The 21,187-nt window shown below is 71.8% G+C and carries 20 protein-coding genes; 11 read left to right on the forward strand and 9 right to left on the reverse strand.

What is annotated here, in order from left to right; translation table 11 throughout:
• Positions 1-218: 218 nt before the first annotated feature.
• The 4 genes from ABXJ52_RS16675 (at position 219) to ABXJ52_RS16690 (ending at position 4,320) form a co-directional block, all read left to right on the forward strand.
• Positions 219-1,190, forward strand: a complete 972-nt coding sequence (locus ABXJ52_RS16675; RefSeq protein ID WP_367043246.1) for an ROK family protein — start codon at positions 219-221, stop codon at positions 1,188-1,190.
• Positions 1,190-2,335 carry an N-acetylglucosamine-6-phosphate deacetylase gene (gene nagA, locus ABXJ52_RS16680; RefSeq protein ID WP_367043248.1) on the forward strand — a complete coding sequence of 382 codons (1,146 nt, stop codon included), beginning with the start codon at positions 1,190-1,192 and terminating at the stop codon, positions 2,333-2,335. The genes ABXJ52_RS16675 and nagA overlap by 1 nt, the downstream gene beginning before the upstream one ends.
• 124 nt (positions 2,336-2,459) lie before the next feature.
• Positions 2,460-3,392: a 1-phosphofructokinase family hexose kinase gene (locus ABXJ52_RS16685; protein WP_367043250.1), complete on the forward strand. Its 933-nt coding sequence runs from the start codon at positions 2,460-2,462 to the stop codon at positions 3,390-3,392.
• 79 nt (positions 3,393-3,471) lie between these two features.
• Complete coding sequence (locus ABXJ52_RS16690; protein WP_367043252.1) at positions 3,472-4,320, forward strand: class II fructose-bisphosphate aldolase; 849 nt, start codon at positions 3,472-3,474, stop codon at positions 4,318-4,320.
• Between the two features lie 33 nt (positions 4,321-4,353).
• On the opposite strand, the gene ABXJ52_RS16695 is transcribed toward ABXJ52_RS16690, so the two are convergent.
• Both ABXJ52_RS16695 and cdgB read right to left on the reverse strand, forming a co-directional pair.
• The gene (locus ABXJ52_RS16695) at positions 4,354-5,340 is read right to left on the reverse strand and encodes a CBM35 domain-containing protein (RefSeq protein ID WP_367043254.1); all 987 of its coding nucleotides are present in this window, start codon (positions 5,338-5,340) and stop codon (positions 4,354-4,356) included.
• 75 nt (positions 5,341-5,415) lie between these two features.
• Positions 5,416-7,089 carry a diguanylate cyclase CdgB gene (gene cdgB, locus ABXJ52_RS16700; protein WP_367043256.1) on the reverse strand — a complete coding sequence of 558 codons (1,674 nt, stop codon included), beginning with the start codon at positions 7,087-7,089 and terminating at the stop codon, positions 5,416-5,418.
• 407 nt (positions 7,090-7,496) lie between these two features.
• Between cdgB and ABXJ52_RS16705 the strand changes: the two genes are divergently transcribed.
• Positions 7,497-8,021 (forward strand): flavin reductase family protein, encoded by a 525-nt coding sequence (locus ABXJ52_RS16705; protein ID WP_367043258.1) that lies wholly within the window; start codon positions 7,497-7,499, stop codon positions 8,019-8,021.
• 83 nt (positions 8,022-8,104) lie between these two features.
• Here ABXJ52_RS16705 and arfB read toward each other — a convergent pair whose 3' ends face one another.
• On the reverse strand, positions 8,105-8,533 hold the full coding sequence (gene arfB / locus ABXJ52_RS16710) for an alternative ribosome rescue aminoacyl-tRNA hydrolase ArfB (protein ID WP_363312873.1): 429 nt from the start codon (positions 8,531-8,533) through the stop codon (positions 8,105-8,107).
• Between the two features lie 206 nt (positions 8,534-8,739).
• On the opposite strand from arfB, the gene ABXJ52_RS16715 reads away from it, so the two are divergent.
• A complete protein-coding gene (locus ABXJ52_RS16715; protein WP_249589187.1) occupies positions 8,740-9,315 on the forward strand; it encodes a TerD family protein in 576 nt (191 codons plus the stop codon).
• A 116-nt stretch (positions 9,316-9,431) separates the two neighbouring features.
• Here the strand turns inward: ABXJ52_RS16715 and ABXJ52_RS16720 are convergent, their stop codons facing one another.
• A complete protein-coding gene (locus ABXJ52_RS16720; protein ID WP_367043261.1) occupies positions 9,432-10,889 on the reverse strand; it encodes a serine hydrolase domain-containing protein in 1,458 nt (485 codons plus the stop codon).
• Between the two features lie 132 nt (positions 10,890-11,021).
• On the opposite strand from ABXJ52_RS16720, the gene ABXJ52_RS16725 reads away from it, so the two are divergent.
• Positions 11,022-11,753 carry a TetR/AcrR family transcriptional regulator gene (locus ABXJ52_RS16725; RefSeq protein ID WP_367043263.1) on the forward strand — a complete coding sequence of 244 codons (732 nt, stop codon included), beginning with the start codon at positions 11,022-11,024 and terminating at the stop codon, positions 11,751-11,753.
• A gap of 57 nt (positions 11,754-11,810) precedes the next feature.
• Here the strand turns inward: ABXJ52_RS16725 and ABXJ52_RS16730 are convergent, their stop codons facing one another.
• From ABXJ52_RS16730 to ABXJ52_RS16745, 4 genes are all read right to left on the reverse strand, one after another.
• Positions 11,811-13,238 carry a M1 family metallopeptidase gene (locus ABXJ52_RS16730; protein ID WP_367043265.1) on the reverse strand — a complete coding sequence of 476 codons (1,428 nt, stop codon included), beginning with the start codon at positions 13,236-13,238 and terminating at the stop codon, positions 11,811-11,813.
• A gap of 62 nt (positions 13,239-13,300) precedes the next feature.
• Positions 13,301-14,437, reverse strand: a complete 1,137-nt coding sequence (locus ABXJ52_RS16735; RefSeq protein ID WP_367043267.1) for a YncE family protein — start codon at positions 14,435-14,437, stop codon at positions 13,301-13,303.
• Positions 14,434-15,036: an ankyrin repeat domain-containing protein gene (locus tag ABXJ52_RS16740; RefSeq protein ID WP_367043269.1), complete on the reverse strand. Its 603-nt coding sequence runs from the start codon at positions 15,034-15,036 to the stop codon at positions 14,434-14,436. Before ABXJ52_RS16740 ends, ABXJ52_RS16735 begins: the two co-directional genes overlap by 4 nt.
• Before the next feature lie 62 nt (positions 15,037-15,098).
• Positions 15,099-15,656, reverse strand: a complete 558-nt coding sequence (locus ABXJ52_RS16745) for a heme-binding protein (protein WP_367043271.1) — start codon at positions 15,654-15,656, stop codon at positions 15,099-15,101.
• A 319-nt stretch (positions 15,657-15,975) separates the two neighbouring features.
• Between ABXJ52_RS16745 and ABXJ52_RS16750 the strand changes: the two genes are divergently transcribed.
• From ABXJ52_RS16750 to ABXJ52_RS16760, 3 genes are read left to right on the forward strand one after another with little or no spacing between them, the layout of a single operon-like run.
• Positions 15,976-17,259 (forward strand): sensor histidine kinase, encoded by a 1,284-nt coding sequence (locus ABXJ52_RS16750; RefSeq protein WP_367043273.1) that lies wholly within the window; start codon positions 15,976-15,978, stop codon positions 17,257-17,259.
• On the forward strand, positions 17,256-17,909 hold the full coding sequence (locus ABXJ52_RS16755) for a response regulator transcription factor (protein ID WP_367043276.1): 654 nt from the start codon (positions 17,256-17,258) through the stop codon (positions 17,907-17,909). Before ABXJ52_RS16750 ends, ABXJ52_RS16755 begins: the two co-directional genes overlap by 4 nt.
• Positions 17,910-17,952: 43 nt before the next feature.
• Entirely contained in the window at positions 17,953-18,450 is a 498-nt protein-coding gene (locus tag ABXJ52_RS16760) for a hypothetical protein (protein WP_367043278.1), read from the forward strand.
• A 697-nt stretch (positions 18,451-19,147) separates the two neighbouring features.
• Here ABXJ52_RS16760 and ABXJ52_RS16765 read toward each other — a convergent pair.
• A complete protein-coding gene (locus ABXJ52_RS16765; RefSeq protein WP_367043280.1) occupies positions 19,148-19,828 on the reverse strand; it encodes a pentapeptide repeat-containing protein in 681 nt (226 codons plus the stop codon).
• Positions 19,829-19,965: 137 nt separating this feature from the next.
• Between ABXJ52_RS16765 and ABXJ52_RS16770 the strand changes: the two genes are divergently transcribed.
• A complete protein-coding gene (locus tag ABXJ52_RS16770) occupies positions 19,966-21,156 on the forward strand; it encodes an FAD-dependent oxidoreductase (protein WP_367043282.1) in 1,191 nt (396 codons plus the stop codon).
• Positions 21,157-21,187 lie beyond the last annotated feature (31 nt).

Genomic DNA, 21,187 nt, shown 5'->3' on the forward strand with positions numbered 1-21,187 from the left:
GCGGTGGACAAAGCCCGGCGCACCGCGGGGTAACGGGTGGGTGGGTGGGGGAGATCCGCCGCGCAGCGGCGGTTCAGTGAAGCCCGCCCCGGGCGGAGGCAGAGCCCTCGCCCCAGTGGGGCGTAAAGGGGCGCCCCGCCGCGAAAAGGGCCTCGCCCCCACGCAAGCACCCCGAAGTGGACTAGACCTCTCGCGGCGTAGGCGCGACACTGTCACCCGTGAGACATGTCATCGCCCTCGATGTGGGCGGCACCGGAATGAAGGCCGCCCTGGTCGGAGCGGACGGCGCGCTCCTGTACGAGGCGCGGCGGGCCACCGGCAGGGAGCGCGGGCCCGACGCCGTGGTCGAGTCCATCCTCGGCTTCGCCGCCGACCTCCGCGCCCACGGGATCAAGGAGTTCGGGGAGCCCGCCGCCGCGGCCGGTGTCGCGGTCCCCGGGATCGTCGACACCGAGCGCGGCATCGCCGTCTACGCATCGAACCTCGGCTGGCGCGACGTCCCGATGCGCGAGCTCCTGAGCCGCAGGCTGGAGGGCGTACCCGTGGCACTCGGCCACGACGTCCGCACCGGCGGCCTCGCCGAGGGGCGGATCGGCGCGGGGAAGGGCGCCGACCGGTTCCTGTTCGTGCCGCTCGGCACGGGCATCGCCGGAGCCATCGGCATCGGCGGCGGCATCGAGCCCGGCGCCCACGGCTCGGCGGGCGAGATCGGGCACATCATCGTGCGCCCCGGCGGACCGCCCTGCGGCTGCGGCCAGCGCGGCTGCCTGGAGCGGCTCGCATCCGCGTCCGCCGTGAGCGAGGCCTGGGCGGCGGCGAGCGGCGACCCGGACGCGGACGCGGCGGACTGCGCCAAGGCCGTGGAGTCGGGCGACCCGCGGGCCATCAGGGTCTGGCAGAACGCCGTCGACGCGCTCGCCGACGGTCTCATCACCGCCCTCACCCTCCTGGACCCGCACACCCTGATCATCGGTGGCGGTCTCGCCGAGGCGGGGGAAACCTTGTTCACACCCCTGCGGGCGGCCATGACGGAACGGATCGTCCAGTTCCAGACCCGGCCCCTCATCGTCCCCGCCGCCCTCGGCGACACCGCAGGATGCCTGGGCGCCGGCCTGCTCGCCTGGGATCTCCTCGGCGAACCCGGGCCCCCGCCCGCCACTGACCCCGACTCCACGGAGGTAACCGCCTGATGGCCGCTAGCAAAGTTCTCGCCGGTGCTCAGGTGGTCCTGCCCACCGGGACGCTCACCGACGGCCGCGTGATCGTCGACGGCACGCGCATCGCCGGAAGCGCTCCCGCGGATGCCGAGGTCATCGATCTCGCTCCCGGCCACTGGGTGGTCCCCGGCTTCGTCGACATCCACAACCACGGCGGCGGCGGAGCCTCCTTCACCTCCGGCACGGTCGAGGACGTGCTCAAGGGCGTCCACACGCACCGTCTGCACGGCACGACCACCGTCGTCGCCTCCACCGTCACCGGCGAGATGGACTTCCTCGCCCAGCGGGCCGGCCTGCTCAGCGAACTGGCCGAGCAGGGCGACATCGCGGGCATCCACTTCGAGGGCCCCTTCATCTCGCCGTGCCGCAAGGGCGCGCACAGCGAGGTGCTCCTGCGCGACCCGGACCCCGCCGAGGTCCGCAAACTGATGGACGCGGCCCGCGGCCGGGCGAAGATGTTCACGCTCGCCACGGAGCTGCCGGGCGGCATCGACTCCGTACGGCTCCTCGCCGAGCACGGCGTCATCGCGGCCATCGGGCACACGGACGCGACGTACGAGCAGACGGTGGAGGCCATCGACGCGGGCGCCACCGTCGCCACGCACCTCTACAACGCGATGCCGGGCCTCGGGCACCGCGAGCCGGGCCCGATCGCCGCGCTCCTGGAGGACGAGCGGATCACGGTCGAGCTGATCAACGACGGCACGCATCTGCACCCCGCCGCGTTCGAGCTGGCCTTCCACCACGCGGGCGCCGACCGCACCGCGCTCATCACGGACGCGATGGACGCGGCGGGCTTCGGCGACGGGCGGTACATGCTCGGCCCGCTGGAGGTCGAGGTGAAGGACAGCGTCGCGCGCCTCGTCGAGGGCGGTTCGATCGCGGGATCCACCCTCACCCTGGACCGCGCGTTCAAGCGCTCGGTGACCGTCGACGGTCTCGCCGTCGACGACGTCGTGCGGGCCATCTCCGCCAACCCGGCCAAGCTGCTGGGGATGTACGACAAGGTCGGCTCGCTGGAGCCCGGCAAGGACGCCGACCTGGTCGTCCTGGACGCGGAGTTCGAGCTCAAGGGCGTCATGCGCAAGGGCGAGTGGGTCGTCGCGCCCACGCGTTGAGAGGCGTCGGGGACAAGGCGGTTGGTCCGGACCCCTGGGCCTACCGCCTTCTTTTTGGCATGATCAGCCGCGCAAGAGGACAGCAGCAAGCGCGTTCTCCAGTGATCCCGGGGGTGGGCGACAAGTGATTCTGACGGTCACGCTGAACGCCGCCCTGGACATCACCTACCGCGTCCCCGCCCTCACCCCGCACGCCTCGCACCGCGTCACCGAGGTCATCGAGCGGCCCGGCGGCAAGGGCCTGAACGTCGCCCGCGTCCTCGCCGCCCTCGGCCACGACGTGACGGTGACGGGCTTCGCGGGCGGCGACACGGGCCGCGTCCTGCACGAGCGCCTCACACGCGAGCCCCGCGTCACGGACGCGCTCGTGCCCGTCGACGGCGCCACCCGCCGCACGCTCGCGATCGTCGACGCGGCGACCGGCGACACGACGCAGCTGAACGAACCGGGCCCCGCGGTCTCGCCCGCCGAATGGGCCGCGTTCCAGGAGTCGTACGAGGAGCTGCTGCGCCGGGGCACGGCGGCCGTCGCGCTCTGCGGGAGCCTGCCGCCGGGCGTCCCGGTCGGCGCGTACGGCACGCTCGTACGGGCCGCACGCGCCGCCAAGGTCCCCGTGCTCCTGGACACCAGCGGCGAGGCGCTGCGCCGTGGCGTCGCCGCCCGCCCCGACATCGTCAAGCCGAACGCCGACGAACTGGCCGAGCTGACCGGCTCCCACGAGCCCGCCCAGGCCACCCGCGACGCCCGCCGCAGAGGCGCGTACGCCGTGGTGGCGTCCCTGGGCGCCGATGGCCTGCGCGCCGTCACGCCGGAGGGCACCTGGCAGGCGGCCCCGCCCACCCGCGTGCGCGGCAACCCGACGGGCGCCGGTGACTCGGCGGTGGCGGGCCTGCTCTCCGCCCTGGTGGAGGAACTCCCGTGGCCGCGGCGCCTGGCGCGGGCCGTGGCCCTGTCCGCGGCGACGGTCGAGTCCCCCGTGGCGGGCGAGTTCGTGCCCTCGACGTACGAAGACCTGCTCGCGCGGGTCGCGGTGACCGGGGAGGCCACCGCGGCGTGAGACCACGCGTCACCGCGTGGGCGACACACCAGGCGACGCACAACGGGCCGTGCCGGCCCAGGAATTGGGGACATTCATCGTGCCACTCGTATCCACCGGCGACCTGGTATCCGACGCGCGCGCGGCGGGGCGCGGGGTCGCCGCGTTCAACGTGATCACGCTGGAGCACGCGGAGGCGATCGCCGCCGGGGCCGAGCAGGCCGGCTCCCCCGCGATCCTGCAGATCTCCGAGAACGCCGTGAAGTTCCACGGCGGCCGCGTGTCCGCGATCGCCGCGGCAGCGGCGGCGGTGGCGAAGGGGTCATCGGCCCCGCTCTCCCTGCACCTGGACCACGTCATGGACCCGGAACTCCTGCGGGCCGCGCACCCCGAGGGCTTCAGCTCGGTGATGTTCGACGCGTCGAAGCTGCCGTACGAGGAGAACGTCAAGGCGACGGCGGAGGCCGTGCGTTGGGGCCACGAGCGGGGCATCTGGGTCGAGGCGGAGCTGGGCAAGGTGGGCGGCAAGGAGGGCGAGGCCCCCCTGGACGCGCACGCGCCCGGGGTGCGGACGGACCCCACGGAGGCGGCGGCCTACGTGGCGGACACCGGCGTCGACGCCCTGGCGGTGGCGGTCGGCTCGTCCCACGCGATGACGTCCCGTACGGCGACTCTGGACCACGAGTTGATCGCCGCGCTCACGGCGGCGGTCCCCGTACCGCTGGTGCTGCACGGCTCAAGTGGCGTACCGGACAACGAGATCCGGCAGGCCGTCGCCTCCGGCATGGTGAAGATAAATGTCGGCACGGCCCTCAACACGGCGTTCACGGGTGAGGTGCGCGCATACCTCGGCGCCCATGAGCAGGGCGTCGACCCCCGGAAATACCTCGCCCCGGCTCGCGAGGCGATGGCCGGGACGGTGGCGGGGTTCCTGGGGCTGCTGACGTAGTACCGGGAGCAGCCCCAGGCAGGCGGTGACGGCTCAGCCCTTGTCGCCCTCCACGAGCCACATCTGGTCGATGTTCGCCCCGACCGTGCCGCACAGGTCGCTCTGGGCGCAGGTGAGCGTGACCGAGTTGGTGCCCTTGGTGAGCTGGACCACCGCCCAGGTGTTGGTCCAGCCCTTCTCCCAGTTCCCCTCCTCCGCATGGGCGAAGTTCTTCATGTTCAGGGGACGGGTCTGCTTCTTGCCGTTGACGAGAATGGTGGCGTTCGAGTCCTTGCCGGGGACGCCGTAGTTCACGTGGAGGCTGTACGAGCCGGACTTCGGGATGCCGCTCACGTTCCACGTCACCTGGGCGCCGACCTTGTCGAACCCGGAGACATAGACACCGCCCTCGGACTCGGCGCCCTCTATGTCGGAGGCCGTCGTCGTGCCGCCCTCCAGCTTCAGGGCCTTCGCGTCCGTCTTCGGCAGGTCGGCCGGACCGTCGGGCTCCTTCGTCGGCTTCTCGCTGGGCTCGACCGTCTCGGCCTGCGTGGAGCCGGCGCCCGCGTCCGTCTCGCCGCCCTTGTCGTCGCCTCCGCCGAACAGCATCGCGGCGCCGATCCCGATGGCGACGACCGCGACGACCGCGATCGCGGCGATCAGGAGGCCCTTGGTGTTGGGACCGCCCCCGCGACCGCCGGAGCCGCGGGACGCCGGGGTGTACTGCGGCGCCGTGGGGGCTCCGCCGGGCTGCGTCTCCGGAGCGGCGTAGTGCGCGTTCGGCTGGCCGTAGGCCTGCTGCTGCGACGGCACCTGCTGGCCGTACGCGGGCGCGGCCTGCGTGCCGTAGGCATTGGGGCGGCGGTCGCCGACCGCACGCACCTGGTTGTACGAGGACCGGGAACCGGGGTACCCGTAGCCGCCCCCGCCGCTGGGCGGGGTGGCGCCGGCCGCCTGTCCGTCTTCGTACAGATAGCCGAACGGGTCGTCGTCGCCCTCCGGCGGGTTCGGCGCGTGTTCGCCGTTATTGCCGGGCGTCATTCCCAGGTCACTCCCTCATATCGCTGACCGGGGGAGCCTACCCGCTCCGGGTAGGCCCATTGGGTGGCGTACGCCTCATCCGGCCCGCCTGTGCTGCTTGGCACGTGACCGCTTCTCCACGTACATCCGCTGGTCAGCGGAGTGCAACACCTCGTCTGCCGACATCCCGCAGTGCGCCCAGCCGATGCCGAAACTGGCACCTACCCGGACCGCTCGCCCGTCCACCCGTATCGGCGGGATGATCGCGTTCCGCAGCCGGACCGCGAGGTCCTGCGCGTCGGCACGGCCGAGGCCGTCCGCGAGGACGACGAACTCGTCACCGCCGAGCCTCGCCACCGTGTCCCCGTCACGCACGCCGCTGGTCAGGCGCCTGGCCACCTCGATGAGGACGGCGTCACCGGTGTGGTGCCCGAAGCGGTCGTTGATCGACTTGAAGCCGTCGAGGTCGCAGAAGAGCACCGCGAGGCCCTTGGTGCCGTCGTCCGTGTCCCCGTGCCCCTCGGGCGGCGCGACGGTGTGCACGTGGTGGTCGAAGCCGTCGGCGCCCTGCTGGAGTGCATGCGCGTTGTTCGAGCCGTAGTCGAAGCTGTGCTGCCCGTCGGCGTCGTACACGCCGTCGTACGCCGCGTCCAGCGAGTCCACCGCGCTCGGCTGGCCCGCGTGCGGCCTGCGGCAGAGGCGGGCGCTGAGGCGCGAGCGCAGCTCGGCGGAGTTCGGCAGGCCGGTGAGGGAGTCGTGCGAGGCGCGGTGGGCGAGCTGGAGCTCGCGGCGCTTGCGTTCCTCTATGTCCTCGACGTGGGTGAGCAGGAAGCGCGGCCCGTCGGCGGCGTCGGCGACCACGCTGTTGCGCAGGGAGACCCAGACGTACGTCCCGTCGCGGCGCGCGAGGCGCAGCTCGGCCCTGCCACCCTCGGCGGAGGTCCGCAGGAGCGTGCCGATGTCCTCGGGGTGGACCAGGTCGGAGAACGAGTAGCGGCGCATCGCGGAGGCGGGGCGGCCGAGAAGACGGCACAGGGCGTCGTTCGTGCGCAGGATGCGGCCGTGCTGGTCGCCGCCCATCTCGGCGATGGCCATGCCGGACGGCGCGTACTCGAAGGCCTGGCGGAAGGACTCCTCGCTGGCCCGCAGTGCCTGCTGCTCGCGTTCCAGGCGGACCAGGGCGCGCTGCATGTTGGCGCGCAGGCGGGCGTTGCTGATCGCGATGGCGGCCTGGAAGGCATACATCTGGAGGGCCTCGCGGCCCCAGGCGCCGGGCCTGCGGCCGTTGCGGGGACGGTCCACGGAGATCACGCCGAGCAGTTCGCCGCCGGCGGCGCCCGTCGCGTACATCGGGGCGAAGAGGCGGTCGGCCGGGTGCCACTCGTCCTCGAAGCGGGGCTCGGGGCCGTCGGTGTACCACTGCGGGACGTCGTCCTCGTCCAGGACCCAGCCCTCGGTGTACGAGATGAACCGCAGGGCGCCCCAGGCCTCACCCATGGCGAGGCGCTTCTCCCAGGCCTCACGGGAGCCGACGCGGCCGGTGATGAGGGCCTCGGCGGCGGTGTTGCCCGCGAAGGCGGCGACCACGAGGTCGCCGTCGGGGCGCACGAGATTGACGCACGCCAGCTCATAGCCAAGGCCGTTGACCACGCCGTCGGCGACCGTCTGCAGCGTGTCCGCCAGGCTCCGGGCCGTGTTGAGATCCGCCACCACCTGATGCAGCTGCCGCAGGGTCGCAAGACGGACGTACGGCTCCGACTCGGTCTCCATTGCTCGCTCTCCCCGAGACCTCGACAGCAACTCCAGGATTCGCAGCGCCCTTAGTGTTCTCGTCGTACCTGAGTTTTCCCCAGTGTCTGATTGCCACCGTCACTGAATCACAGCGAGCAGCTCACTCGGTACACAGGGTCAACAAAATATGGGTCCTGTGACTCAAGTCACAGATGGGAAGCCTTCGTTGGTCCAGTCCACTCCTGCGTCACACACCCTGCCAGGGCGCCGCGGGCATCGGCCATCGGTCCTAGGCCCGGCCTCGGCCCTGGGCCCGATGTGGCGGCGGGGGCGGCCCGGTTAGCGTCACTCTTGTGGTTCCCGTACTGAAGACATCTGCCGAGAGCGCTGCCGCGACTCCCCCTGCCCCGCCCTCCCCCCGTGCCCCGTCCCCCGACGGGCATCCTGTGGGGGTGAGCAACGAAGAGTTCCGCGCCGCCATGTCCCGGCTCGCCGCGGGGGTGGTCCTGGTGACCGCCCGCGAGCCGTCCCTCGACGCGGACGACCCGCGGGCACCGGTCGGGGAGGACGTCGGCATGACCGCGACGGCCTTCCTCTCCGTGTCCCTGGACCCGCCACTCGTGCTGGTCAGCCTGCGTGAGGGCTCCCGGATGGACGACCTGCTCGCCGAGCAGCCGCTGTGGGGCGTCTCGGTGCTCTCCGAGAGCCAGCGCCACATCGCGGGACGGTTCGCGATGAAGGGCAGGATCAGCGACCGGCTCCTCTTCGAGGACATTCCCTATGCCAGGGGCGAGACGTCGGGGGCGCCGTTGATCGGCGGCGCGCTCGCGACGCTGGAGTGCCGGACCGAGCAGACCGTGACAGCGGGTGACCACACTCTCGTCATCGGGCGCGTACTTTCGGCTGATCTGCCGAGCGCCGACGGTGGCCCATTGACGTACTTCAAGGGGAAGTACCGACAGCTGGGCTGATGGTTTTTGCTTCAACTGACTTTGCTGGCGCACCTTTGCGCTCAGGGGCGCCGACCGGGCCGGGGCGCCGAACGGGCCGGGGCTCAGCCCCAGCCCTCCCCCGAGCGGCCGCGCTTGGTCTGGCCGCGCTGCTTCTTCTCGCGCAGCCGCCGTTCGTTGATGCCCCGGGGGATCTTCGTGGCGCGACGGGGCCGCGGCGGCGGCGCGGTGGCCTCCGCGAGCAGCGAGGCGAGGCGGGTGGCCGCCATCTCGCGGTTGCGCCACTGGGAGCGGTGCTCGGAGGCCCGCACGCTGACGACGCCGCCGACGAGGCGGGCAGCCAGCCGCTCCAGGGCGCGTTCCTTCCACACCGGGGGCAGCGCTTGGGTGTTGGCCAGGTCGAACCTCAGCTCCACCTGCGAATCGCTGGTGTTGACGTGCTGACCGCCCGGCCCGGAGGACCTGGAGAAGCGCCACATGAGCTCGGCCTCGGGCAGGGAGACGGAGCCGCGAATGACATAGGGACCGGACATGGGTCCTATCGTCCCGCGTCTGTCCGGTCCACGTCACCCGCATTTACGGCGCGCCACGCTTGCGACGTAAGGGGCGCAAGAGACGAGTAAAGAAAGTAAAAGGACCTGGAACCTCTGGGACCCCGGTCGACGTTCATAGGGGTGACGGTAGCTTCGTCCCCAGTACGAAGCCCGTTCGTACGCAACGAGGGAAGGGACTCCCAACAATGGCAGTAAGCCTGTCCAAGGGTGGCAACGTCTCGCTCACCAAGGAGGCTCCGGGCCTGACCGCCGTCACCGTGGGCCTCGGCTGGGACGTCCGTACCACCACTGGCACCGACTTCGACCTGGATGCCTCGGCCATCGCGGTGAACCCGCAGGGCAAGGTCTTCTCGGACCAGCACTTCGTCTTCTTCAACAACAAGGTGACGCCGGACCAGACCATCGAGCACACCGGTGACAACGTCACGGGTGAGGGCGAGGGCGACGACGAGCAGATCAAGGTCAACCTGGCGGGCCTCCCGGCCGACATCGACAAGATCGTCTTCCCGGTCTCGATCTACGACGCCGAGAACCGCTCGCAGAACTTCGGCCAGGTGCGGAACGCCTTCATCCGCATCATCAACCAGGCCGGCGGCACGGAGATCGCCCGCTATGACCTGAGCGAGGACGCCGCCACCGAGACCGCCATGGTCTTCGGCGAGCTGTACCGCAGCGGCGCGGAGTGGAAGTTCCGCGCGGTCGGCCAGGGGTACGCCTCGGGCCTCGTCGGCATCGCGCAGGACTTCGGCGTCAACGTCTGAGGTTCATAGGCCAGTTCACGAGGGCCCCCGGCGGAATCTCCGCCGGGGGCCCTCGTCGTGGGGAGGGTGCCGGTGTCGTCGGCTGTGTCGCGAGGGAGCCGGTGGCCTCGGCGGGGTTACGCGGTCTTGGGACCGCAGCGCATACCGATGTAGACGCAGCCCGTGCCGTCCTCCAGCGTGGAGAAGATGACGGGCATGTAGTCCTCGCTGAACGCCGCGCCCACCCCCGTGCCGGCGAAGACCGTCTCGGTCACCGGCACCAGATCGATCTCCAAGGGCTCGGAGAAGTCCTTCATGCCGTCGACGAACTCGTACACCGCGTGGCCGGCGCCGTCTCGTTCCGTCACGGTGATGACCACGCCCTCGCGCCGGTACGTCCCGACGAGCGGCGCGAAGTCGACCACGGGCGGCTGGGCCGGCGGGCCGAAGGGCTCCGGCATCCTCACCTCGGCCAGATCGGCGAGGAGTTCGCGGTAGAGCGCCGCGTACAGTTCCCGCGCACCACCGCCGTTGGTGAGCAGTACGACCGCGACGCCTGCCGACGGCACGACGCGCAGGTAGCCGTACTGCCCGATGGAGGCGCCGTCGTGGCCATACCCCTGGACGCCGTCCCAGTCGTACAGGGTCCAGCCGAGTCCCCAGCCGTCCGCGCTGACCGTCCACTTGTCGGGGGAGCCGACGACGCGTCGCTGCATGAGCGCGACGGTCTCCTCGGACAGTACGCGCGTGCCGTCCTGCGCCACGCCGCCGTCGAGGTGCATCCCCGCGAGCCGCGCGACGTCTCCGGCCGTGGCGAGGACCCTGCCGTACGGGCCCGCCGAGCGCGGCATCAGGTCCCAGGACGGCGCCGGGTCCGGGTCCTGGCCCGCCTCGCCCAGGTGTCCCATCGCCGCGCGGAAGCGCAGCGCCTCCTCGGGCAGCGTCATGGTGTGCGAGAGGCCGAGCGGCGTGAGGAGCAGGTCCTTCAGGGCCTCGTCCCAGACCTTGCCGGTCACCACCTCGATGATCCGGCCGAGGACGTTGTACCCGACGCTGCTGTAGGAGAGCGCGGCGCCGGGCGGGCAGTCGAGCGCCACGTCCCGCGCGGCCTCGACGTACTTGGCCAGGCAGTCGTCGCCCCGCCCGCTGTCGTAGGTGAAGTCGCAGGTGAGACCGCTGGTGTGGCTGAGCAGCCGACGCGTGGTGATCGCCTTGGTCGCGTCGGGATCGGCGACGGAGAACTCCGGCAGCACGTCGGTCACCGGTGCGTCCAGGTCCAGTTCACCTGATTCGGCGAGCCGCATGATCAGGCTGGCCGTGTAGACCTTGGCGATCGAGCCCAACTGGAAGACCGAGTCGGTCGTCGCCTCCACGCCCGTGCCCCGGTGCAGCACACCACTGGCGAGCTCGTGGACGGTCCCGTCGACGAGCAGCGCCAGCGAGGCGGCCGGGACATGGTGCTCGGCGCGCAACGTGTCGAGGCGGGCCTGCCAGTGGGCGAGGTCCAGCTTCCGGCCCGCCGAACTCCGGCTCCCCCACTCGCCGTTGACGTCCCAGCTGCCCTGCTCGTCCCAGTTCACGGCGTTCTTCGACATGTCGTCCCCCACTCGTTGCGTACGGCGTTCTTCGTTGCGAACACTGTACGCATGATGGAACGCCGTACGCAAGAGGCGTACAGCGTGCGCTAGAGTCCGGGGCGAAGGATGACCACGCAGAGACGAGGGCGTATGCCAGCCGACAGGAAGCCGAAGCCGCGCACATCGGTGTGGAGCCGTCCGCACCCACGGCAGCGGGAGCACCTGAGTCGCGAGCAGATCGTGGCCGCGGCCATCGAACTGCTGGACGCGGAGGGCATCGAGGCGCTCACCATGCGCAAGCTCGGAACCCGCCTGGACACCGCGGCCACCTCCCTCTACCGGCATGTGGCCAACAAGGACGAGCTGATCGAGCTGGTCGTCGACCACGTCTACGGAGAGCTTCAGATGCCGGCCGCCGCCGACCGTCCCCAGTGGCGCGCGGCGGTCACCCGCATCGCGACCGACCTGCGGGCGATGGCGCTGCGACACCCCTGGATCGCCCCCGAACTGGGCCAGGTCGGTCTCGTCCACATCGGTCCGAACGCCATGCGGATGGCGGCGGGGCTGCTGGCACAGTTCGAGTCGGCGGGCTTCCCCTCGGACGAGAAGGACCGGGCCGTGGGGACACTCACCGCGTACGTCGTCGGTATCGCGACCTCCGAGGCCGCCTACCTCTCACTGATCGCTCGCAGCGGCAGGACCGAGCAGGAGTGGGTGGCGGGCCTTCGCCCGGCCTTCGACGAAGCCTCTCAGCAACACCCGGCACTGCGGGAGGGCAGCTCCGCCCGGCAGGACGTGCACCCCCAGCAGATCCGCGACGGCGATTTCGCGTACGGGCTGGACCGGGTCCTCGACGGCCTGACGGCCCGGCTCGACGGCTGAGCGACGTCCATCTCACCGACCTTCACCAGCCGTTGCCCCCTGACGCCCCTTGGAGCGCTAGGGACGCGCCGGCTTCCCCTCCCCGTACAGCCACGGGCCCCAGATGGCGCGCACCTTCTTGCGCGCCGTCTCGCTGCCCGCGTGCTTCTCCACGTAGCGGGTGAAGTCACCGGTGTCCGCGTTGCCGTGGCGGTGGGTCCTCGTCCAGCCCTGCACGATGTCGTAGAAGGTGTCGTCGCCCACCGCCCGGCGGATCTTGTGGATGACCATGGCGCCCCGCTCGTACACCGGGCTGTCCGAGATGTCCGCGGCGGACGGCGGCCTCGCGGGCGGGAAAGCCCAGATGGCGTCGTTGTCCTCCTGGTCCTCGTAGTAGTCGCCCGCGTAGATCTGGTCGAAGATCTCCTGCGCGCTGTCGCCGTCGTTGTCCTCCTGCCAGAGCCACTCGGCGTACGTCGCGAAGCCCTCGTTCAGCCACATGTCCCGCCAGGACTTGGGCGTCACGGAGTTCCCGAACCACTGGTGCGCCAGCTCGTGCACGATGAGCTGGGGTTCGGGGGCGCCGGGGTAGGTGGGCCGGGTCTGGGTCTCCAGGGCGTAGCCCGCGTCCCCCTCCCCGGCGACGATCGCGCCGGTCGACGAGAAGGGGTAGGGGCCGAAGTTCAGCTCCTGCCACTCCATGATCTCGGGGATGCGGGCGAGCGCCTTCGCACTGGCCTTGGCCTCGGAGGGCAGCACCGCGGTGAGCACCGGGATGCCGGACTTCGTCGTCGACTTCTTCACCTCGTACGGCCCGATCGCCACCGTCGCGAGATAGCTGGCCATCGGCTCCGCGCCGTGCCAGGCGAAGGTGGTGCGGCCGTTCTTGGTCGACTCGCGGGTCAACTCGCCGTTGGAGATGGCCTTCAGGCCCTGGGGGACGGTGACGCGTATGTCGTACGACGCCTTGTCCGAGGGATGGTTGTCGGCGGGGAACCACGCCATCGAGCCGGACGGCTCGCCCAGCGCGATGGCACCTTCCTCTGTCCGCAGCCAGCCCTCCTCGGAGTCGTCCGGGTCGGTGATGGTCTCCGGGCTGCCGGAGTAGCGGACGACCGTGCGGAACGTCTCGCCCTCGTCGAGGTCGTCCGCGGGCCGGATCGTCAGCTCCTGCCCGTCGCGGTGGAAGGAGGCGCCCTTGCCCTCGACGCTCACGCCCTTCACCTCGAGCCCCTTGAGGTCGAGGTTGAAGGCACTGAGGTCCTGTGTCGCGCGCGCCGTGATCTCGGCCGTACCGGTGAGGTGACGCGCGTCGGGGTCGTACCCGATGGCCAGGTCGTAGTGCGCGACGTCGTAACCGCCGTTGCCCAGCTTGGGGAAGTACGGATCACGCACGCCGTCGGCCCCGGGCGTGCCGCGCACTCCGGAGCCGCTGCACGCGGTGAGGACGAGGGCGGTGAGGGCGGCGGCGGATGTCCCGCGCAGCGCCGTGGATCGTAGGTGCACGGATGCGATCTTATGCGGCATATGTTCGTCCGGCTGCCCCGCCCGCACACGGCGGCGCCGCCCTAGAGAACCGCGACGCCCAACGGGCGCGCCCCCGCCGGGAGTCGGTGCGTGTCGCCGCTCTTCAGGTCGATGACGGTGATCCCGTTCCAGAAGCCGTCGCGGGTGAAGCCGCCGGTGACGTAGGCGGTGCCGCCGTCCTCGGAGACGGCGATGTCCTCGTGCGGGCCTTCGAGCGGGAAGACCTTCTCCTTGCCGTCCTTCGTACGCATGGTCAGCGAGGGCCCCTCGTCCGACGAGGGGTCGATAGGTCCCGTGCCGACCGCGAACAGCGTGCCGTCCTGCGTGATCCGCGCGCCGTGCTGGTGGGTGTTGGCCGTCATCTTCTCGATGGCGGACTCCCCCGTGCGCGGATCGAGCACGACGAGCTTCTCGCCCTCGAAGGGCAGCAGGAGCTTGCCGTCCGAGGGGCGCACGGCGGCGTAGTGCGGCTTCAGCCAGGAGCCGAGGCCGCCTTCCGTGCCGTAGGGGGCGACTTCGATGCGGCGGGGTTCGAGGGAGTCGGCGCGGACCACCGTCACGTCGAAGGAGTCGTGGTTGGTCGCGTAGACCTCGCGGCCGTCCTTCGACACGTCCACGTCGAAGGGGCGCCGGCCCACCGGAACGGTGTCCGTGGCCTCGCGCTTCCCGGTGTCGATGACCTCCAACGTGCCCTTCCCGTCCGGCACGTTGACGCCCACGTAGGCGTGCTCGCCGTCCGGGGAGAGGGCGATGCCCATGCCGCCGCCTCGGTACTCGCCGGTCGTCACGGGGCCGGTGTCGGTCTCGTAGGGGATGCGGTCGACGCGTTCACGGGTGTGGGTGTCGACGACGGCGACGGCGTCCGCGGTGGCGATCCAGGCACGGCCGTCATCACCGACGGTCAGGCCGTACGGGGCCGTGCCGACCCGCACGGATTCGATGGGGCCGCGCTCGGGGTCGACGAACGTGACGGTGTCCGCGCCGAAGTCGGCCACCAGGAGGGTGCCGTCGGGGGTGCGCTGTTCCGCCGGCAGGGTGGCCGTGGCCTTCGCGCGCGTGGGCTCGGCAGCACGCTCGGTGCCGGAGGCCGCCCGGCTGTCCGCGGCGGCGCCGCAGCCCGCGAGTACCGCGGCCGCGAGGACGGCCGACGCACCCGTGGCGAAGACCCGCGCCTTCACGCGGCGTCCCTCAACAGCGCGGCGATCTCGGCGAAACCGCGGCGCTCGGCGTGCGCGAGTGGCGGCACGCCGTCCCGGTCGGCGAGGCCGGGCGTGGCGCCCGCGGCGAGCAGCAGTTCCACGATCTCCTGGTGTGCGCGCCCGCCGTCGCCGAGGATCACGGCCTCCAACAGGGCGGTCCAGCCGAGGTCGTTGACGTGGTCGACGTCGATGCCGGTGACGCGCAGGACTTCCCGTACGTACGCGACGTGGCCCCGCTCGGCCGCGGGGATCACGGAGATCCCGCCGAAGCGGTTACGGAGCTTCAGGTCGGGCCCCGCGGGCAGCAGGACGTGCAGCATGGCGACGCTGCCGGTCACGCCGGTGGCAAGCCAGGGGCTTTCGGCGCGGTGGTCCTGGGCGTCGACGTCGGCGCCCGCGGCCACCAGGGCCCGTGCGGCCTCGACGTGATCACCGGTGACGGCGAGCAGCAGCGGGGTGCGCAGCTCGGTGTCGCGGGCCTCGACGCGGGCACCCGCGTCGAGAGCGGCTCTCACCTCGTCGGCGTTCCCGGCCCGTGCGGCGTCGAGCAGCCGCTGGTCCTCGGCGGTCCTCGCCATGGTCGTCCTCCTCGTCGTCGTACGGACCGGAAACAGCCTCGGTGTCATGAGATCCGCTGGCTTCAGCGGCCGAGCGCCGCGACGCCCGCCTTGGCGAACTTCTCGTCCAGGTCGCCGCTCGGGGCGCCCGCGACACCGATGCCCGCGATGGGCGCGCCCTTGGCGGTCACCGGCGCGCCACCCGCGAGGAACAGCGTGCCGGGGATGTCCTTCAGGTTCGGGGCCTGCTCCAGGCGCTTGACCAGCTCGGAGGTGGGCGCGTTCCAGGAGACGGCGGTGTAGGCCTTCTTCACGGCGGACTCGGGGGACTGCGGTCCCGCGCCGTCGCCGCGCAGCTCGACGATGGTGTTGCCGTTGCGGTCGACGACGGCGACGGAGACGCGCTGGTTCTCCTTCTCGGCGGCGTCGAGGGTTGCCTGGGCGGCCTTGGTCGCGGCGTCGATGTTCAGGTGCGTCGACTGCGTGAGGTTCTTGTTGCCCGCGTCGGCGGCGACGGCGGCCTTGGGAGCGGCGGCCGGGGCCTCGGCGCTGGCGGAGACGGCGCCGAAGGTTCCGGCGCCGAGGACGGCGGCGGTGGCGGCGATGGTCAGGACACGGGTGCGGCGGGAGAGCTTCTGCATCGGGGGCTCCTCGGGGTGAAGGCGTGAAGGCGGCGGGTTTCGGGGGAGGTCGTTTCCCCTGGTTCGGGGGAGGTCGTTTCCTCTGGTTCGGGGGAGGTCGTTTCCTCTGGTTCGGGGGAGGTCGTTTCCTCTGCGATCAATCCTCCGGCCGCATCCGGGGCCGACCCCTCGACGTACCGGCTGCCACCTGCGCGCGGCTCGGACGACACGAGGGTCAGCCGATCGGTTGACCCCACGGTGGCCCCACCGGGTCACAATGAGGTTGTTTGCGCAGTTGGTTGTTTGCGCAGTTCAGGAGCTAGTCGGAAGGAGCGAAGCCGTGGAGCAGGCCGCAGGCGCCCCCGAAGAGCCCGCCACCCCACGGGGCGACTCCTCCGGCCGACCACGCGTCACCCCGCAGGCACCCGGCCACGCGGGCAGGGGGCCCGAGGACCCCGACTCACGCTGGCTCGCAGCCGTCATGCACACGGCGTTCTTCCTGCTCCTGGGCTCTTCGCTGACCCGCTTCCTGATGCGGCACCCCGGCGAACCGCGCACCCCGTGGATCATCGCGCTCTCGGTCTCCCTCGCACTTCTCTACGTGCTCGGCCCCGCCATCGGCGCCCGCCCCACCGCACCCCGCCGCCTCACCTGGCTGATCCTCGTCGTGACCGTCTGGGTCGTGCTGGTCATACTCGCGCCGAGCTTCGCGTGGTGCGCGGTGCCGCTCTTCTACACCGGCCTGCGTACGCTGCCGCCGCGCGCCGCCCTGTTCCTGGTGGCCGTCCTCACCGCCTTCGTGGTCGTCGCGCAGCTGCGGCTCGCGGGCGGCTTCGACCCGAACCTGCTGCTCGCGCCGCCCGCCTGGGCCGCGGTGGCGACCGCCGTCTTCCTGTACATGCAGCGCCAGGCGGCCCGTCAGCGCACGCTCATCGACGACCTCATCCGCACCCGCCGCGAACTGGCCGCCACCGAGCGGCGCGAGGGCACGCTCGCCGAGCGCCAGCGCATCTCCATGGAGATCCACGACACCCTCGCCCAGGGCCTGTCCAGCCAGCAGATGCTGCTCCAGGCCGCGGACCGCGTCTGGGACACGGACCCGGCCAAGGCCCGCACCCATGTCCGTACCGCCGAGTCGATCACCGAACGCGGCCTCGCAGAGGCCCGCCGCTTCGTGCACGACCTCGCGCCCGCCGACCTCGCCGACGGCGGCGGCCTCGACGAGGCCCTGCGGACGCTGGCCGCGCGCACCGCGCTCGACGCGGGCCTCACGGTCCGCTTCCACTCCGAGGGTGCCCCCGCCCCGCTCCCGGACCGGACACAGTCCGCGCTGCTTCGCATCGCGCAGGGCGCCCTGGCCAACGTGACGGAGCACGCGGGCGCGGCGACGGCGGCGCTGACGCTCACGCACCTGGACGACCAGGTGGTACTCGACATCGCGGACGACGGCTGCGGCTTCACTCCCACCGAATCGCCTTCCGCCCCCGACCGGCGGGGCCACGGGTTGCCCGCGATCCGGGCCCGAGCACGGCAGCTCGGCGGCACACTGACGATCGAGTCGGCGCCGGGCGAGGGCACGGTGCTCTCGGTGGCGATCCCACTGACCCCCCAGGAGCCCTCATGACGCCCCACGGCGCGCCCCCGGTCCCCCCGGTCCGCCTCCTGGTCTGCGACGACCACATCGTCGTACGGGCCGGACTGCTCGCCCTGCTGGGCAGCGCGCCGGACATCGAGGTGGTCGGCGAGGCGGGCACCGGCGAGGAGGCGATCGCGCTCGCCGCGAAGCTGGCCCCGGACGTGGTCCTGATGGACCTGCAGCTGGGCGAGGGGATGGACGGTGTGGAGGCGACACGCCGCATCACGTCCGTCGCCGCCCCCGCGCCCCACGTCCTGGTCCTGACGACGTACGACACGGACGCGGACATCACCCGCGCCATCGAGGCGGGCGCGACCGGCTATCTCCTGAAGGCGGAACGCCCCGAGGAGCTCTTCGCCGCGATCCATGCCGCCGCGCAGGGCCGCACCACGCTCTCCCCGCCGGTCGCCTCCCGCGTGATGGCTCGCATGCGCAAGCCGCTGCCGACCCTCACCGACCGCGAGCTCGACATCCTCGGCCAGCTCTCCCAGGGCCTCGGCAACCGGGAGATCGCGCGGGCGCTGTTCATCAGCGAGGCCACGGTGAAGACACACCTGGGCCGGATCTACGACAAGCTCGGGGTGGACACGAGGGCGGGCGCGGTGGCGGTGGCCAAGGAGCAGCGGCTACTGCCCTGAGCTGCGCCGTCCCGCCGCTGCGGGCCATGACACCATCGACCACGTGCTCGACATCGGCTACGCCCTCTCCCACCGCTTTCCCGACCCCCCTCAGTTCGACTACCGCCGCGCGGATGTGCATGCGCTGCGGCACGACCTGTTCTGCGGGGACGTGTATCTCGCGGACACGAAGGCGGACCGGGAACTGTCCACAGCCTGGGGATGGGTGCCCGTCCTGGACTTCGCGTGGGCGCTGTGCGACATCGTCGAGCGGGTGGACCAGGACCCGCGGGGCAGCCGCGCTTCCCGCCCCCAGTACGCGGAGCTGGACTTCACGGAGTCGAGCGACCGCATGCTGTTCACGCGGCGCTTCGGGTGGGTGGACATCGAGGCGGACTGGATGCGGGCGGAGGAACCACCCCTGACGTTCTCCCACTCCGAACTGCGCCGCGAGGCCCGTGACTTCCTCCAGGACCTCCTGGCGGATCTCATCGACCTCCACGAGCCGCTGGGGGACAACCCGGCGATCTGGACGCTCCAGTCCCGCTTTCCCCGGGCGTAGGCGCCCACCGGGACCCCCCGCATCCGCCCGCCGCCGAACAAGCCTCTGCCGCCCACCCGCCCGATTGCCCCGCGGTGACGGGGGGGACAGGCAGGTGGGCGGGTTGGGGGCAGCCCGACAGGGCGGGGCGGGGCGGGTAGGCGGGTTAGGAGGCAGCCCGACAGGGAGGGCAGGGCGGGCAAGTGCCACGCGCCCGCAGTCGGCGACGCTCGGGAGGGGACGTGCCGGTATGTCTGCCCGGAGCACGGTTCGCGGCGCTCCGGAGCCGAAGTAGCAAGTCGCCCACCGGACGATAGCGAGGACGGACATACCGGCGCGGCCCCGCACCCACAGACGAACCAGCGCCGCAGCGACACGCGCCCGCAGACGGCAGCGCACGCGAGGGGACGTGCCGGTATGTCTGCCCGGAGCACGGTTCGCGGCGCTCCGGAGCCGAAGTAGCAAGTCGCCCACCGGACGATAGCGAGGACGGACATACCGGCGCGGCCCCGCACCCACCCACGCACCGGAACCGCAGCAACGCACGACCGCCCGCAGACGGGCCCGCGCCGCCCACAGACGGGCGAGACCCGCAGCCGCCCCAGCCCCGCAGGGACCCCGCAGGGACCCCGCAGCCGGAAGCGCGCCGCCCCCAGAGACAGACCAACCCCGCAGGGCCCCCGCCCCCAGAGGCGACCCCCACTGCCAAAGCCGGACGCTAGTCCACCCGTACGCCCACCTGCGCAGCAAACGCCGGCGCCAAGTCCATCAGCTGCGCCGCACTGATCACCGCCCCCGCCAAGCAGTCGATCCCCCGCAGGATGTCCACCTCGGCAGCGGACCGCAGGTCGACATCCTTCAGGCGGGCCCCGCTGAAATCCGCCCCCTTCAGCACGCAGCCCACGAACTCCACCCGCTCGAGCACCGCCTGCCCGAAGTCCGGCTCCACCAGCACGCACCCCTCGAAGACGACGTCCTTCAACCGCGCCTTCCGCAGGTTCAGATAGTCGATCTTCCCGCCCCGCACGACCACCCGCTCCAGCACACTCCCGTGCAGCTGGACACCCCCAAGCCGCGCGTCCACCACCTCCACGTCCCGCAGCGACGCCTCCACCAGCTCCGTGCCGACCCCCCGCAGCTCCGTCAGCACCGAGTCCACGAAGCGTGCCCTGCTGAGCCGCGTCTCGGTCACCCCGCAGCCCGTGACCGCGCAGTCCAGGAACAGCGCTCCCCCGCCGTCCTGCCCCGCGAGATCGAGGTCCCGGAACTCGACCCCGTCATAGTCCCCGTCGGGCTCGAGCCCAGCCTCCCCGAACCCCCGCAACCCAGGCAGCCGCACCTCCGGCCGCCGAGCCTTCTTCACTCCCGCCGCATCCCTCGCCGTATCCCTCTGTCCCATCCACCCATCCTGCACTCACCCACTGACAACACCCCCGCACCCCCATGTCACATCCCGGGCACCCCCGTCCGTCGTACCGAGTGAGCGCACCGACCCCGGCACCGACACCGACACCGACACCGACAGGAGCCCACCCCATGCCCACCCCCCGAACGCCCCTCAAGCCCCTCACCATCATCGGCGGCGGCTTCGCCGGCCTCGCCGCGGCGATCAGCGCCGCGGAGTCCGGCGCCCGGGTCACCGTCCACGAGGCGCACCACACCCTCGGCGGCCGGGCCCGCACCGCCGAAGGCGCGTACCGCACGAACGAAGGGCCGCACGCCCTCTACAACGGCGGCCCCCACTGGACCTGGCTCAAGCAGCGCGACCTCATCGGCCCCCTCTCCCCCATCCCGCCCCTCGAAGGCACCCGGCTCCGCCTCCACCACCAGGGCAGGCTCCGCCGCACCCCACCCCTCGCGATGCTGAAGCTCCTGCGCCGCAAGCCCGAACAGGCGCCGGTGGACGTGGACTTCATGACCTGGGCCACCGCCGAGGTCGGCGAGGAAGGCGCACGCGCCGCCGCCCACTACATCGCCGTGGCTACGTTCCACCACGACCCCGGCTCCCTCTCCGCCCGGTTCGTGCACGAGCGCCTGCGCCGCGCCACCAAACTGCCCCCGGAGGCGCACTACCCGAGCGGCGGCTGGGGCTCGGTCATCGACCGCATGGCGACACTCGCCTGGAACCTGGGCGTACGCGTGGAGACCCTCTCCCGCGTCGACACCCTCGCCTCCCTCCCCGCCGCGGGCCCCGTCGTCGTGGCCACCTCGCTCCCCGCGGCCCGCGCGCTCCTCCAGGACGACAGCCTCCAGTGGGACAGCGCCCGCACCACCCTCGTCGACGTGGCCCTCACCTCCCGCAAGAGCGACCTCTTCGCACTCTCCGACCTGGACAGGACCGGCTGGATCGAGCGGTTCACCACCCAGGACCGCGGTCTGGCCCCCGCGGGACAGGAACTCATCCAGGGTCAGATCCCGCTCACCCCCGAGGAGTCCAAGGCGGACGGCTCGGCACGCGCCGACCACCTGCTCGACCTCGGCTTCCCGGGCTGGCGCGAACGCCTGGTCTGGCGGCGCGACGCCGTGTCCAACGGCCGCACCGGAGCAGTGGACCTGCCGGGCACCACCTGGCGCGACCGCCCCGCGATCGACCGCGGCAACGGCGTCTACCTGGCAGGGGACCAGGTCGCGGCGCCCGGCCTGCTCTCCGAGGTCTCCTTCAACAGCGCCATCGAAGCGGTCTCGCTCGCCCTGGCCCGGACGAGGCTTGACCTCAAGTCCGCTTGAGGTACGAGGGTGGCTTCCACACCGGGAGAAC

The organism is Streptomyces sp. Je 1-332 (genome assembly GCF_040730185.1).
In the GTDB taxonomy this organism is placed as follows: Bacteria; Actinomycetota; Actinomycetes; order Streptomycetales; family Streptomycetaceae; genus Streptomyces.

Excerpts from the sequence above, each read along its gene's own strand:
- ABXJ52_RS16765 (WP_367043280.1), bottom strand. The coding sequence starts at position 19,828 with ATGGGACAGAGGGATACGGCGAGGGATGCGGCGGGAGTGAAGAAGGCT.
- cdgB (WP_367043256.1), bottom strand. The coding sequence starts at position 7,089 with ATGGAGACCGAGTCGGAGCCGTACGTCCGTCTTGCGACCCTGCGGCAG.
- ABXJ52_RS16740 (WP_367043269.1), bottom strand. The coding sequence starts at position 15,036 with ATGGCGAGGACCGCCGAGGACCAGCGGCTGCTCGACGCCGCACGGGCC.
- arfB (WP_363312873.1), bottom strand. The coding sequence starts at position 8,533 with ATGTCCGGTCCCTATGTCATTCGCGGCTCCGTCTCCCTGCCCGAGGCC.
- nagA (WP_367043248.1), top strand. The coding sequence starts at position 1,190 with ATGGCCGCTAGCAAAGTTCTCGCCGGTGCTCAGGTGGTCCTGCCCACC.
- ABXJ52_RS16720 (WP_367043261.1), bottom strand. The coding sequence starts at position 10,889 with ATGTCGAAGAACGCCGTGAACTGGGACGAGCAGGGCAGCTGGGACGTC.
- ABXJ52_RS16715 (WP_249589187.1), top strand. The coding sequence starts at position 8,740 with ATGGCAGTAAGCCTGTCCAAGGGTGGCAACGTCTCGCTCACCAAGGAG.
- ABXJ52_RS16745 (WP_367043271.1), bottom strand. The coding sequence starts at position 15,656 with ATGCAGAAGCTCTCCCGCCGCACCCGTGTCCTGACCATCGCCGCCACC.
- ABXJ52_RS16770 (WP_367043282.1), top strand. The coding sequence starts at position 19,966 with ATGCCCACCCCCCGAACGCCCCTCAAGCCCCTCACCATCATCGGCGGC.
- ABXJ52_RS16755 (WP_367043276.1), top strand. The coding sequence starts at position 17,256 with ATGACGCCCCACGGCGCGCCCCCGGTCCCCCCGGTCCGCCTCCTGGTC.
- ABXJ52_RS16695 (WP_367043254.1), bottom strand. The coding sequence starts at position 5,340 with ATGACGCCCGGCAATAACGGCGAACACGCGCCGAACCCGCCGGAGGGC.
- ABXJ52_RS16725 (WP_367043263.1), top strand. The coding sequence starts at position 11,022 with ATGCCAGCCGACAGGAAGCCGAAGCCGCGCACATCGGTGTGGAGCCGT.